Source organism: Kordiimonas laminariae, from assembly GCF_023008165.1.
Taxonomy (GTDB): domain Bacteria; phylum Pseudomonadota; class Alphaproteobacteria; order Sphingomonadales; family Kordiimonadaceae; genus Kordiimonas; species Kordiimonas laminariae.
In genome coordinates this window covers 45301-58667 of sequence record NZ_JAKQZA010000001.1, presented here as the reverse complement: position 1 = coordinate 58667, position 13367 = coordinate 45301, and the positions used below count along the sequence as shown (strand labels likewise).

At 46.1% G+C, this 13367-nt stretch carries 12 protein-coding genes; all 12 read right to left on the bottom strand.

What is annotated here, in order from left to right; genetic code table 11:
- Window positions 1-7 precede the first annotated feature (7 nt).
- Window positions 8-2323: a TonB-dependent receptor gene (locus tag MF542_RS00260; protein ID WP_247014712.1), complete on the bottom strand. Its 2316-nt coding sequence runs from the start codon at window positions 2321-2323 to the stop codon at window positions 8-10.
- 94 nt (window positions 2324-2417) lie between these two features.
- A complete protein-coding gene (locus MF542_RS00255) occupies window positions 2418-4022 on the bottom strand; it encodes a PepSY-associated TM helix domain-containing protein (RefSeq protein WP_247014710.1) in 1605 nt (534 codons plus the stop codon).
- Complete coding sequence (locus tag MF542_RS00250; RefSeq protein WP_247014708.1) at window positions 4019-4288, bottom strand: hypothetical protein; 270 nt, start codon at window positions 4286-4288, stop codon at window positions 4019-4021. The genes MF542_RS00255 and MF542_RS00250 overlap by 4 nt, the downstream gene beginning before the upstream one ends.
- Complete coding sequence (locus tag MF542_RS00245; RefSeq protein WP_247014706.1) at window positions 4285-4605, bottom strand: DUF3325 family protein; 321 nt, start codon at window positions 4603-4605, stop codon at window positions 4285-4287. Before MF542_RS00245 ends, MF542_RS00250 begins: the two co-directional genes overlap by 4 nt.
- A 174-nt stretch (window positions 4606-4779) precedes the next feature.
- Window positions 4780-5964: an HD domain-containing phosphohydrolase gene (locus MF542_RS00240; protein ID WP_247014704.1), complete on the bottom strand. Its 1185-nt coding sequence runs from the start codon at window positions 5962-5964 to the stop codon at window positions 4780-4782.
- Window positions 5961-7037: a response regulator gene (locus MF542_RS00235; RefSeq protein WP_247014702.1), complete on the bottom strand. Its 1077-nt coding sequence runs from the start codon at window positions 7035-7037 to the stop codon at window positions 5961-5963. The genes MF542_RS00240 and MF542_RS00235 overlap by 4 nt, the downstream gene beginning before the upstream one ends.
- Before the next feature lie 14 nt (window positions 7038-7051).
- Window positions 7052-8380: a PAS domain-containing sensor histidine kinase gene (locus tag MF542_RS00230; RefSeq protein ID WP_247014700.1), complete on the bottom strand. Its 1329-nt coding sequence runs from the start codon at window positions 8378-8380 to the stop codon at window positions 7052-7054.
- A 9-nt stretch (window positions 8381-8389) separates the two neighbouring features.
- Window positions 8390-8932: a heme NO-binding domain-containing protein gene (locus MF542_RS00225; RefSeq protein ID WP_247014698.1), complete on the bottom strand. Its 543-nt coding sequence runs from the start codon at window positions 8930-8932 to the stop codon at window positions 8390-8392.
- Window positions 8933-9037: 105 nt separating this feature from the next.
- Window positions 9038-10042 (bottom strand): DNA-binding response regulator, encoded by a 1005-nt coding sequence (locus MF542_RS00220; protein ID WP_247014696.1) that lies wholly within the window; start codon window positions 10040-10042, stop codon window positions 9038-9040.
- A 109-nt stretch (window positions 10043-10151) separates the two neighbouring features.
- The gene (locus MF542_RS00215) at window positions 10152-10844 is read right to left on the bottom strand and encodes a response regulator (protein WP_247014694.1); all 693 of its coding nucleotides are present in this window, start codon (window positions 10842-10844) and stop codon (window positions 10152-10154) included.
- 1 nt (window position 10845) lies between these two features.
- Window positions 10846-11319 (bottom strand): DNA-binding transcriptional response regulator, encoded by a 474-nt coding sequence (locus tag MF542_RS00210; protein ID WP_247014692.1) that lies wholly within the window; start codon window positions 11317-11319, stop codon window positions 10846-10848.
- Entirely contained in the window at window positions 11303-13366 is a 2064-nt protein-coding gene (locus MF542_RS00205; RefSeq protein WP_247014691.1) for a GumC family protein, read from the bottom strand. The genes MF542_RS00210 and MF542_RS00205 overlap by 17 nt, the downstream gene beginning before the upstream one ends.
- Window position 13367 lies beyond the last annotated feature (1 nt).

Below are 13367 nucleotides of genomic sequence, written 5' to 3'. Positions count from 1 at the left end.
GGCTGCCTTACATTTTAAACTGAATTTGAAGACCGTATGTACGCGGATCACCAAGTACTTCGCGGTTGTTCCGAAGGTCTGGCGAGCTCACATAGTCCACATCAAACAGATTGTTGGCGAATACGAAGATACCAAAGTTTTCACCTTCGTAACCGATACGAGTGTTCACAAGTGTTACTGCATCAACATCAGGATCAAGACCTGCAAACAGGCTTGGGTTCACAATAGCCTTTGCACTGCTACGGTAGTTCATATTGAGGTTGGCAATAAAGCCGTTGTCACCGCGGTATGTAGCGCCTGTGCTTACAGTCCATTTAGGAGCATCCGCAAACGGGCGGCCTGATAGATCGTAAGTTTCGGTTGGTGTTACAACGAGGAATTCCTTGAACTTGGTATCAGAGAAGCCGAGTGTCGCATAAAAACTAAGGTTTTCGTTTGGTTGGTAGAAAGACTCCAGTTCAAAACCGAATACGCGTGAAGAACCAGCATTTTCGGTTTGCCTGTCCAGATCATTTCCTGAAAGCTGAACATCAAGCTGCTGGTTCGACCAATCAATATAGAAAGCATTGGCATTTACTGTAAGTGTGCGGTCCAGCCACTGAGAGCGGAACGAAAGTTCATAGTTCCAGGTGCTTTCCTGATCGAACGGTACAGATGTAGCGCGTGCAACGTTGTTGCTCAGGCCGCCAGAACGGTAACCTTTCTGTACGGTGAAGCTTGTGGAAATATCGTCTGTCCAGCGGTATGTGGCCCCGAATTTTGGCAAGAACGCGTTAAATGTTGCAGAATTTCTTGGCACTGTTGCAGAGGCTGAAGCTACCTGCCCATCAAGAACACCGTTAATCCCTGCAACGATCTGCGCGGTTAGCGGATCAAATGCTGGATTTGTGGGATCAGGGAAGAGGGCACGGTTGGTAACCAGAGGGCTGTTTGAATATTCGTTTGTCTGTTTCTCATGATCAATACGGAAGCCACCAAAGATGGAGAAATTATCAGATACATCATATGTTACATCAGCAAATCCAGCGATTGAGCTGATATCTTGCGGCGCTCTTGTCAGGTAATTCACAACGACAGGATCAACAGGCCCATAGAGCGATAAAACACCATCTACCAAAGCAGCGGGTAGGCCAAAACCACCAACTGCGGGTGGAGCAGTAAGGATTTGACGAAGGCCTAGGCTTTCGAGTGTCAGAAAGGTCGTGCCACCAAATTCTTCATCACCGCTTTCATTGAAATAATAGGCGCCGAACACACCTTTCAGGCGGTCATATTCAAAGTTTACACGCAGTTCCTGTGTGAAGGTATCCTGTGGGTTATCGTCGAATGTCGTACCAAGCGGTAGCGCTGAAGCATCGGAGTCCCACTGGAACGAATAACGGTTTTCATTGTAGGACGTGATGGACGTGAGGCTCCAAATATCGTTCAGTTCGTATGAAAGTTCTGCGGTGAAAATAGTGTTTTCGTTGCGGGTTTGTGTTGGGGCATCATAATCAATCAACCGGTTATTAAAGCGGTCTGGTGTATCGACGATAGAGTTGGCGTGACCAGTTTCATGGTCATTATAGGCCGCAACAAAAAGTGCTCTAAAACCTTCTAGGCCTTCTGGCTCGATAAGAAGTTTGGCACGCAGCGTTGTATCATTATCGAAATCAGATTTAATACCCGTTGTGATATTATCAATGAAACCATCAAATTCTGTTGTTTCAACAGCAATGCGGAAAGCAACCTGATCTTCAATAAGCGGGCCGCCGCCGGCAAACGCATATTCTTCAAGCCCGCCATTACCAAATGTAATTTGACCGTGTGTATCCCATTCGTATGTTGGATCTTGTGTGCGGATAACAACGGCACCAGCCAACGCATTGCGGCCTTGCAGGGTTGATTGTGGGCCACGAAGAATTTCAACCTGAGCAACATCCCAAGCTGTTAGCGGGCCTGTTGCAACAGCGCGGCGGGGAAGGGCTGCACCATCCACATATACACTTGCAAGGTAGCTTGAACCGCCACCAGAAACGCTGAACGCATCAACACCACGAATGTTGAAACCATTGTTGGAGTTTGCGGATGATACGTTAGCTGTGCGCGCAAACACATCGTAAACATTATCAATGTTTTCTACTTCAATGGTGTCAGCCGTAATAACGCGAACACTGGAAACTGTTTCCTGAAGTGATTTGGCGCGTTTTTCGCCAATCACAACAATTTCTTCGACAGGCTTGTCTGCTTCCGAAGAAACTTCTGTTTCAGCAAGCAGGGGGGAGCTTGATAATGCAACTGCTACAGCTAAAAGGCTGGATCGGGTATATAGATTTTTCAACATGTTTCGGTTCCTGAACCTAAATTGTTAATAATTATTATTTGCAATTATAAAGTCTGTTTGCCTTGAGGCTTTCAATCGCGTTTTTTGTGGGGAATTACTCCGCGGGTTGTGCGGCCACCTTCCGGTGTCTGATCATTTCAGGGCGTTCGAGTGGTATCTTCGAGGCAGAATAAATTAATAAAGCGCCAGCGCTGAGCATCGTTAGATCAACAAGTGCTACAGCCCATTCACCCGCAAGCAGGGTTTTAAAGAGATGATCACTAGTGAGCACGCCGTTTGCAACGGGTACTAAAATTGATACCGCGGCTGAAGCCTGCAAGAGAAGCTTGGTAGACTTGTAAGCATTACCCAAACCAAAGGCGAAAATGATGCTTAGAACCCAAACGGTAAAATAGGTGTTGCCAACGATGGTTTCTGTAACGCTGTAACCAGCAGCAACGGCCATATGCTGGGCGAGAAACGCAGATGCCGTGGCCAATACCATGCCGCCGCATACGCCCACTGAAAGTGCAGAAAGCCAGCGGTATGAATTCATTGCTTCATTACCCTTGCGGCCAGTACGGCGTTCCATCCAAAGCAGAATGCCAGAAATGGAAAGCATGCTGGTAGATATGCCGAGAAGAGCGTAAAGCACCTTAAGGGCAACACCGCCGTATGTGGCATAGTGGAGCGGCACGATAGAATAATAGATACGCATACCGATACCGCTGGCGTGCCAATCCTTAGAGCTTAAGAATTCACCTGTTACGGCATGAAAGGATACAGAACCACGTGGTGCCAGTGCTGCGCGTGTTACATTCGGGATATCCAGATTGAATTCAATATAGGCGTTTTTATCACCGAAATTTTGAATAATGGCTGTTTCCATAACAGTACCGGGCTGCATCTGGGTGGCTTTAGCTTGCAGTTCATCCAGGTTTGTCATAGGTGTTGCTTCGCCTACATGCTGCGGTGGTGTACCGAGGATGGCAGCTTGTGCGGCTGCGGTGTCTCCTTTGTAGGCAGCACCAGCCGCGATCAGTAACAGAATGCCGGACAAGCCAATAAGCGCCCCTGTGAAGCCAATCATCGCATGGAAGATCAGCCCCCAAACACTCATGGCTTTGTGGCTGTCTGTGATCATCAGACGTAAGCTGCGGCCTACACGGAAACTGAATAGTTCCTTCAAAATTTTCTTATGAATGATCACCCCGGTGATAATAGAAAACATTAGAACCACACCCATAAAGCCCACAAGATAGCGGCCCCAAGGTTTAGGAAGGTGAAGATCTGTGTGCATATGAGCCAGAAAATGGCCAACACCATCGTCACTGGTGTGAAGCATTTCATTTGTTTCGGGATCGAAATTGAAATTCTGGCTATGGCCAGTATCAACATCCCGCAGGAAAATGCGAGCGAGGGGATAAAACTCGTTCGGTGGTACCGCTACTACAAAATTAGCGTCGCCTTCAAACATGGCATCGGCTGCTTTTACAGTTTTATCCAGAGAAAACTCAGGTCCACTATAAGCACGGCGTAGCCGCTTATCTTCCCACAAGCCAACTTCATCAGTGAAAAGTGCTACGACACCTGAGAAACATACGATGAACATCAAAAGTCCTAGTCCGATACCAGCCCAGGCATGACCTTCATACATTAGTTTGCGGCCAGCCTGTTTATCGGCTTTGGCCTGTAGTTGTTTGTTCTTATCAGCACTCATGCGCCTGCTCCCCCCATAATGGCATAGGCATTTGCACTGCCAGTAATTAGAATAATCAAGCCGGCATATCCCCAGGCTTTGAGTGTTGATTTCACGGTGCAGAACATGATGCCAGCAATCGACCAGATGACAGGCATGAGGATGGCACCGATGATCAAACGGTCAGCCGCTAAATCGTAGGGCAGATAAATATTTAGGAAAGCACCGCCAAAGATTGCTACGAGCAGGCCGCCGATTAGAGCACTGATTGCTTTACCTGCTGTCATGATGCTGCTCTCACTATAAGGGCACTGCAGCTTACAAGGGCTGAGATGGGGAAAAGCGCAGCTGCGAGCCTCGGCCTCACCGGATAGAGTAAGACGAGCACAGTGCCGCCAAGCATAAAGAGCGCCAGCCAAATCACGATGCCCAACTCCCAGCCGTAAGCCTGCTTCCAGCCCCATAAAGCTGCCAGATTAAGCGCTGTTGCAGCAACTTTATAAAAGCGTTTACTTAATTTGAGCGGCAGAATTTTGGGATCATTGGCCACATACGGTAACATCGCCGCAAATAGGCCAAAGCTAGATAGAAACCAGATATTCATTCGACAAGTACCCCAGTGTTGTCAATTCGGTGTTGCTGCATTCCAGTAGTCGCAGCGATTCTGGGGTACTAATAATGCGAGTCATTCTTACTTGCAAGACAAAATGATGTATTACTCATATTTGCTGGTTTCCATATCCTGAGTTACCTCAATACTTTAGGGTATTATTTTGTTTTATGCGGCTGCTTTAACACCTCGTCTAAGTATCTGTATTGGTGAGTTTAGACCAATATTGTCATTGGTTTGTTTAATTTTACCAAGCAGATGAGGGGTTAATACTGTTCCTGCTGTTAGAACGAGTGAGCCGTATCTAGTGCGGATATCCTCTTCGATAATATCATCTTCCACAAGGTCAGTTACTTCTACTGTCGTTCCTGCATGAGCTTGAGGCTCTCCTTGTTGGTGCTTTTCATGAATGAGGATGTGTTCAAACTGTTCAAGCAGCTGAGGGTCATATGCACCGATATTTCGTTTTAATTCACCAAATGATTTATGGAGCGAAAAGTTGCCATTTGCGTCAACTGCATGGGCACTAAGATCATTCAGAATTTTGAGGATACGTGCCATTTTCGGGATTGAATTACCCCAAACATCATCATTAGGCCAACCCGATCCATCAAAACCCTTATTTTGATACTGGATGGCATCTGCCACATTATTGAACATTGGTGTTTTATCAAGCACATGGTTGGCTGAACTTGTCGCTTTTTCAACAAGACGATATTCTTCATCTGTGAGTTGCTCTGAAGCTTCAATTTTGCTTTGCAATTCTTCGGGCAAAGACAGCTTCCCAAGGCCAGATAGAATAACAGCACATTCAAGTTCAAACGGATTAATATCTTCGATGTATGGGGCAAGTTGCTTTGCCCATGCTCGGGTGTATGGAACAGCACCAGCGTTGCTGCCACTTTTAAAGGCGATAACTTCACTCATAAGAGTAAGGCCCTCAAGCAAGGTTGCTTCTGCTGAAGTACGTTCATTAACCTTGCTTTCAAATCTTTTTAGCGCGCTGCGAACAGCGGTGAGTACATTTTCTGGTGAGCATGGTTTTGAAAGTATTTTAAAAACATGTCCATCATTTACAGCCTGTTGGGATGTTTCTTCATCCGCTTGGCCTGTCATCATAATACGCTGCATGTCCGGCGCGATTTCTTTAGCTGCCTTCAGGAGCTCTAAACCGTTCATTCCTGGCATATTTTGATCTGTTACAAGAACAGCAAAGGGTCCCTCTTCTTTAAGAAGGTCGAGCGCTTCCTGGCCGCTGGCTGCTGTGGAAAGGTTGATTTCCTTTCTAAGCCGACGTCTGATTGCAGAGAGAAGTTGTAGGCTATCATCAACAAAAAGTATTTTTTTAGTCATGCTGCTTTCTCCTCTTGAATAGACAGGTTTTGAAGACGTTCAATAAACTGCGCGATTGCTGCATTTTGTTGGCCGGCTGGTACACCTTCGTGTTGGAAGAACTGCCCAATGGCGGCAGCTACCGCCGCCTCATCAGTTGAGATATTGTTGGTCCAGATTTCCTTTAATCCCGAAACGATTTCCTGTGGAAATCCCCACAGATTTGCGAAGTTGATACAGAGGGTTTCATCCAGATAAGATTTGGCACCTGATGTAATGCCTAAAACTCTGCCCAAAGGGAGGAATTTGGCAAGCTGCCTGAGGAGAGCTGGGTCTAACTCATGCTCCGGAAAGTTATGGCAGTATGCATCAGCCATACGGGCATATTCCCCGGCCATATGAAGAAGGTCGTTTAATTCTTTGTAGTTAGGGCAGGTAGCACTTGCTGGCTCCATAAAACGAGTTTGGTCTTTAAGGGTTGTCAGAACCTCTCTACCCAGTGTTCTGACAGCATCGCCAGGAAGCAAGGTTGTATGCCCGTTACCAAAATAGGCCGAATTTGAAAGCTGCAGCAGCTTGGCAGATAATGCCAGATCATCACCAATTATTTCGGCCAGTTCGTTAGCATCAAAATCTGGCTGCTCAAAGATCCGGTTAATTTTCTCAGCGGTGCTATCCGGTGTTGGTAAAGCTTCAATGGCAAGTGGCCGCGAAGATTGTTCTGTTTCGAAAAGAGGAATTTGTTCCTCAAGTAGTTCAATTAGTTTCTGGCTGTCAAACGGCTTCGCAAGGAACTGGTGGGTGATACCAACCGCTTTAATAACAGCATGATCTGCGGCTTGCCCGGAAAGAATAAAACGGCAAGTGAACGGCCAGTTTTCAGCAAGGCTTTCCATTAATCCGGCACCATCCACATCTGGCATGCGCATATCGGAAACAATAATGTTTGCTGGCGTTTCTGACATAGCGATCATGGCTTCTTGTGCGCTTTCCACAAATCTCATATCCCAGTCCTTGCGCTTGCCTCTTAGAGCTCTACGAAGCCCCCTTAGAACATCGCGTTCATCATCAACAAATAAGATGCTTGGTTTCATCGCTGGCCTCCTATCTATTGAGCATGAAGGGGCAGAGTGATTTTGAAACAAGTACCAATACCGGCTTCGGTCTCTACTTCAATACTGCCGCCCATACGCTGAGTGATGATTTTATAAGTGATCGCAAGGCCTTGGCCTGTTCCTTTCCCAACTTCTTTGGTTGTGAAGAACGGATCATAGATACGTTCAAGATATTTTTCCGGAATGCCGCAGCCCGTATCAGTGATTTCAAGATGAACCGCAGAAGCACTTGAACGGGTTGATATGTTGATAGCACCGGAAGACGATTGTTTTTGTTCTTCAATAGCGTGTGCGGCGTTTACGATAAGGTTCAACATCACCTGATTAATATCACCGGCGTTACCTTTGATATGGGGTAGGTTTGGATCAAGGTCCAGATTAAGGTCTGCTACATATTTCCACTGGTTGTGAGTAACAGTAGCGGTGGTTTCAATCGCTTTGTTTAAGTCGATATCCGCAGTAGCACTTTGCCCGGGATGGGAAAATTCTTTGATAGCAGAAACAATAGTACCGATACGTTCCATGCCTTCGAGGGACTGTTCGCCACAAGAAGGTAGTTCTTCCTGAAGAAACTGAAGATCAGCATCTTCTTCAGCATCTTTCAGCTTTTCGAGAATTTCAGCTTTATTGGGGGCCTCGAGGGAATTGATCGCCTTGCGGTACTCAGAAATAAGGCTTTCAAGATCCTCGAAGCTATCCTGCAAGAAATGGATATTGTCACGTACAAACTGAATAGGGGTGTTGATCTCGTGGGCAATGCCGCTGGCAAGCGTACCAAGCGCTTCCATCTTTTGGGCTTGGCTTAATTCCTGTTCAAGTTTACGGCGGCGTTTCTCTGCTTTCATGCGGCTGCTTAGGTCACGGCAAATCCAAACGGTTTTAAAGCCGTCAGCAACTTCAATTTTTGAAACAGCAGCTTCAATAGGAAATGGTGTGCCGTCTGTTTTAAGTCCATGAAGGTCGAATAGTTCATCACTTTCGCCGCCCTTCTGGGTTAGGTATTCAACTGTGGCTCTGTGATCTCCTTCAAAAAGCGGAGCTAAAGGATGGCCCGTTGTTGCACCTTCCGTTCCAAACAGTTTACGGCTGTGTTCGTTGGCACGGATAATGATACCGTGCTGATCAACCATGAAAATAGCCGCAATGGTATGTTCTAAAATGGTTTCAATTTGCTGGCTTTGTTCCTGCAGGTTATATGCTGTTTGGGATAGCTCTTTATTGGTTTGGTAAAGTTCATAACTCTTTTGCTCAAGCAAGCTTTCAGCCTGTATCCTCGCGGCTTTTTCTCTGGCAATTCTGCTTTCTAATATTTGGATATCCATCGGTGCCTCCTATGCCATTTTCTGGATCATGAAGGTGGCGCTGGTGCCTGTTTCACATACTTTCTCACGGGTGATGGAAACAGCGATTTTGAAATGTTCGGCACATGCTGTGATCAAACCTTCAGCTAAATCTGCAAAAGGACATCGGGATTTATAGTCAAACAACAGTGTGCCATCCTGCGGTTGTTCACAGGCGATAGTTGGAAGCTGCGCATCAGGGTAGAGCTTTTTAACTTCAATATGGATGTAATCCTCGATGCTTTCCAAAAAGGAGAAAATATCCTGATTAGTATCGATATGCTCAGGGAAGTTTTTCTCAAGCGCAAAGAAAAGATATTCGCCAAATGCTTTCACCAGTTGCGGTACAGGTGTTTCTGTACGTTTACTGAGAGCAACTACAAGCGCGATTAGTTCTTTGTAATCGTATGTGCCAACGGATGTATAGGCACCGCCTGTTTTCAGATCGCACGCAAGGATAATTTCTTCGGTTACAAGCGGAGAAAATACTTCATCCACCATGCTTAGAAATTCTGTAAAAACGATACCTTTCATCGTGCTCTCCAATCGTGGTTCATTCCGAACTTGATTGAAGTTTGCCACCAATGGCAGAGTTCTACAGTCCCCATTTGGGGAGGGGGATAAAATTAATTTAAATTTTTAGATGTTGGAGCCAGCAGTGAGCACAAGCCGGATAAGGTCAGCCTGGCGGTTTGTCTGGGTTTTTTGGAATATTTGCTTCAGGTAAGTACGCGCGGTGGAAACAGTAATATCATTTGCTTCAGCGGCTTTTTCAATGCGTTCACCAATCACAAGAGCATGGGTAAGGTTCGCTTCTGAGGGGGTTAAACCAAACAGGTTTGCAATGGCTTCAGGATCGGGAATGATAGGTCTGTCAGGGTCTGAAACAAACATTACAGCATAGCCGCCCATATTCCCGCTACCATCTTCAAGTGGTGAGATAGCGAGGCATAATGCCCGCCGCATATCAGAGCGTGTTACCGCCATGATACCTTCATTTAGCTCTTCCAGATCATTGTTTGCAGCAGCGGCGATGAGTTCATGTAGGCGTTTGGTTTGTTCTGGCGTAGAGGCGCGGCATATTTCTTCATGCCCCCAATGGAGGCCATCTTCTTTCGCGAAGAGTTCAGCGCCTGCACTGTTTACGTATTGAACTCTGGCATTTGCATCTAGCACAATAATCGCGAGCCGCAGGTGGTTTAGTGCTGCTGCACCAATACGTTCAGAAAGGCTGATCTTTGCTTTTGCGCGGCCGGTTGATCTGCGCCATGCCTCAACTGCATCTTCAATACCTTCAGCTAATAAGTTGGGCTCACACGGCTTGGTATAAAACCGAAATACATTTGCCGTATTGATAGCGGTAAGGGTTAGATCAAGATCTGTTGTGCCGGTTAGCATTATTGCTTTGGTGCTTGTTACTGTTTCCCGTAGTTTAGAGACGAGGGATAGTCCTTCAAGTTCTGGCATGCGTTGATCGCTTACAATAACAGCAGGCGGGTTCTTTTGGGCGGCCTCTAACGCAGTTGTAGGATCACTGATGAAGGTTAGCTTATAACCATCCAAGAGTTTGGACATTGCACGCTCAAGAGCATGAAGTACAAAGGGTTCGTCGTCTACGAACAATATCTCTACAGGCTCTTCCATGAGTTGCAGAGTAACATCAAAAAATCAGATATTCTACTATGCAGAAAGAAAAGAAAGTGAGGTGTTAAAAACCTCACTTTTGATGTTCTAGTCCCTGTGCATACCTCTATTATTTTACGGCTGATGCCATTACAGCATCTATTTTCTCCTTCAGAAGTTTCCGTGTGTTTTGTGTGGCTGTTGGGCCAATTTCTCTCAGTTGTTCACTGCAACGAGAAGCAAAGCCTGATAACTTGCTATAACCATACAGAGCCGCACTTCCTCTTAACTGGTGCAATAGCGAACATAGCCTGTTGTATGGAATTGTATGGTTCAGTTTATTCGATAGCTCGCGTAAATGCGCTGTGTATGATTGTTGTAATTCCCAGGTTTCTGCCTGAATATCATGTTTGGATGAATGGACATTTACAATGTCACGTTCATGAAGGCGTTCCTTTAAGGTTGATATAAGGGCACTGATATCGAAAGGCTTTTCAATAAACTGAACGGCACCGGCTTTAAGTGCTTTTTTCTTTGCGGTTTCGCTGGAGTCCGCGCTCATCGCGATGCACGTCGCCTGATGTTTAGCTGTTTTTACCTTTTTAAGAACAGAGGTTCCGTCACTGTCAGGTAAATTGAGATCAACAAGAAGCAGTTCAAATGGAAACCGCGAACTGAGCGAGTCTTCATAAAGCACGAGTGCCTGTTCTGTGGTTTCAGCAATGGTAACGTTTGCACCTTCTGATTTTAGGTTTGCTGCAAGAAATAATGAGATACTTGGCGTATCTTCCACAATTAAAATGCGTTTGCCTGTGATGCTCATGTTACCGCTTCTCTTCATACGTGAGTTTTTTGTTCCATTCTGAAATCATGTCGCTGATGCCTGAGAAGGTTTCAGCGAAGGAAATCTTGTTTTCAGTTGGTTTAAGGTTTTCGGATTGAATATAAGCTTCAATCAGCTCATTCATGGCTTGAAGCTCATCAATGTTACCTTTATCGAACACTCCGGCCGTATGGCAGTTAACCAGACGTTTCAGAAGCTCAAGCTCCAACGTGCCAGATAGAATGATAACCAGGCTATCTGGCGCTTGCTCTCTTACTTGTTCAGCCAGTCTAGCACCGCATTTTTGGCCATTAAAATCATTGTCCAGGATATAGATATCATATCCGTGGATGAGCGTTTTTTGAGTTGATGAACTTACCTTTAGTTCCGGGAAACGTGCTTTTAGCTTTAAAGCCAGCATCCCCGTGTAGTGGAGATCATCATCAAGGATTAGCAGTTTATGCGACTTTTTCATCTTGTACTCCTTCGATCATAAGGGAAGTGGTTTCATGTTCCTTGCAGCCCGGGTCACCCTTTTTCGGGTTTACGAACACTGGCAGCAGGTTTTTAGCTCGTGCGATCAGGCGGCGTGCAGGTCTTATCTTCACACCTGGCGCAACGTAGATTGATTGAATATCAGCAAGGCTTGGCAACAGGCGGCTAGAGATATGTCTCTCGGAAATGCCTGTATAAAGAAGAACGAGATCATACCCAGTGCTCGCGGATTTTAGCCAATCCTGAGCTTGTTCAAGCGTATAGCCAGCCGCATCACTTGATTTGCCATAAGGCACATAGTGGAAGCCGTTAATTTCGTGCTTTTTCAGCGGAGCTTTACCCCGTATCTGGTCAGAAAAACCAGTGGCACTGCTGCTGTCTTCTTCTGAAGCACAAACCAACAATGTTCTTAGACCCAAATTACTTGATACTTCGGCAAGCGAGGACAGTGGGATTTTAGTATCTTCTTCAAATCGTGTGATGCTGACAATGGTGGCGCTTCCTGAACGCCACTGCTTCATAAGCTGCAGTTCACCAAGGAAGTTGATATAATCCGTTTTAGCGGGCGACTTAGGAAAAACATGATTATCCACAGAGGGCGGCAATAACACTGCCAGATCATCGCTGTAAAGGATACGGCCAGATAGTTGGCGGAGTATTAATATGCTTAAGGCACCTAATCCTGCACCCGCGATAAAGCCGAGAGCTGCGAACTGTTTGCGTTTGTCAGACGCAGGCATGTTTGGCATGCTGGCGCGGGATAAAATCTCGATAGTACCCGGTAAGCTGTTGCGGCTTTCCAGGCGTACCTGATCAAGGATACGTCGGGTTTCAGCCAGCATACCCGCGATCTGTGATTTTTCTTCATTAAGACGCTTCAGTTCAATTAGCTTGCCGTTCAGATCTTTGGCAGCGTCTGATAATTCCTTGCGGCGTGTTGACAGTTTTCGTTTAAGGGCGTGAAGTTCGGCTAAGGACTGTGATTTTTCAGCGCCGTCGGCACCAGTAATAGCGCCCGTTTTGCCGAGGGTGGCAATCAGCCTACGGCGGCTTTCAATCGCGGTGTCAATCACATCTAGCGAGGCTGAAAGTGTTTGAACTTTTGGGTGTGATGGCTGGTATCTGAGTAGTAGCTTTTGAAGCTCGGCAGCACGTTTAGCGCGCTCAAAAACCATATCTGCCATAGCCCGGTCGAGCAATGTGGCACGTTTAATTTCCATGTCACCAGTATCAGCATCCAGTGCGCCGTTTGATGCTTCCATTTCAAGGAGTGTATTTGAAAGCTCGTCTATTCTGATATCCAGTTCTTCAAGCTGGGTAACCTTGGTAAGGTGCGCTTTAGCAAGAGATGAGGAATCATACTCTTCACCAACTGCAAGCAGCTTTTCACCGAGAAATTTCTGTTTGGAACTAAGTTCACTTACTCGTACCTCAAGCTCTCTGGCTCTTAGGGTTGTACGTGAGCCCGATTGTTCCATATGGAGCTTGCTATAGCTTTCCAGTAGCGCATTTACAGACTGCTGAGCGTGTACGGCTGATGGATTTTTTGACGTGATTGAAATCAAGCCTTTAAGCTTCTTAATTGCAATGGAGTCTGCAAAATCTTTTAGCGTAGGGAAAGGTGCTGTTTCACCTCGTTCTTCAAGTTTGTCCACAAAGATTTCATGGGCTCTTTCAAGAACCTGTTGGCTTTGCAGGTAAGTTGCTTCAGCGGAAACGAACGCATCGTAGAGACGAAGGCGACTATCATCTTTATCGGCATATAAAATCTTTGGAGATTTCGCGGCCACTCTAACCAAACCTTCACTTTCGAAAGTTGGTTTCGTAGAAAATATAGCCGCCACACCAAGAAGAATACCTAGTACGAGAGATGTCACGATCGCTTTCAGCCACTGACCACGATAGAGCCGAGCAAGTGTTGCAATAGGGTTTACGGGTTTTTCTTCGGCTTCCTCGACAAAGTCGCGAACCTGCCAAAGGTCTTCGTTCCCTATTGCTGTTTGGTTATGGTCTATCGTATCGGTCATG

What these genes read in the sequence shown, in the direction of transcription:
- MF542_RS00240 (WP_247014704.1), bottom strand. Translation starts at nt 5,964, where the DNA reads ATGACTAAAAAAATACTTTTTGTTGATGATAGCCTACAACTTCTCTCT.
- MF542_RS00235 (WP_247014702.1), bottom strand. Translation starts at nt 7,037, where the DNA reads ATGAAACCAAGCATCTTATTTGTTGATGATGAACGCGATGTTCTAAGG.
- MF542_RS00215 (WP_247014694.1), bottom strand. Translation starts at nt 10,844, where the DNA reads ATGAGCATCACAGGCAAACGCATTTTAATTGTGGAAGATACGCCAAGT.
- MF542_RS00255 (WP_247014710.1), bottom strand. Translation starts at nt 4,022, where the DNA reads ATGAGTGCTGATAAGAACAAACAACTACAGGCCAAAGCCGATAAACAG.
- MF542_RS00230 (WP_247014700.1), bottom strand. Translation starts at nt 8,380, where the DNA reads ATGGATATCCAAATATTAGAAAGCAGAATTGCCAGAGAAAAAGCCGCG.
- MF542_RS00260 (WP_247014712.1), bottom strand. Translation starts at nt 2,323, where the DNA reads ATGTTGAAAAATCTATATACCCGATCCAGCCTTTTAGCTGTAGCAGTT.
- MF542_RS00205 (WP_247014691.1), bottom strand. Translation starts at nt 13,366, where the DNA reads ATGACCGATACGATAGACCATAACCAAACAGCAATAGGGAACGAAGAC.
- MF542_RS00250 (WP_247014708.1), bottom strand. Translation starts at nt 4,288, where the DNA reads ATGACAGCAGGTAAAGCAATCAGTGCTCTAATCGGCGGCCTGCTCGTA.
- MF542_RS00245 (WP_247014706.1), bottom strand. Translation starts at nt 4,605, where the DNA reads ATGAATATCTGGTTTCTATCTAGCTTTGGCCTATTTGCGGCGATGTTA.
- MF542_RS00225 (WP_247014698.1), bottom strand. Translation starts at nt 8,932, where the DNA reads ATGAAAGGTATCGTTTTTACAGAATTTCTAAGCATGGTGGATGAAGTA.
- MF542_RS00210 (WP_247014692.1), bottom strand. Translation starts at nt 11,319, where the DNA reads ATGAAAAAGTCGCATAAACTGCTAATCCTTGATGATGATCTCCACTAC.
- MF542_RS00220 (WP_247014696.1), bottom strand. Translation starts at nt 10,042, where the DNA reads ATGGAAGAGCCTGTAGAGATATTGTTCGTAGACGACGAACCCTTTGTA.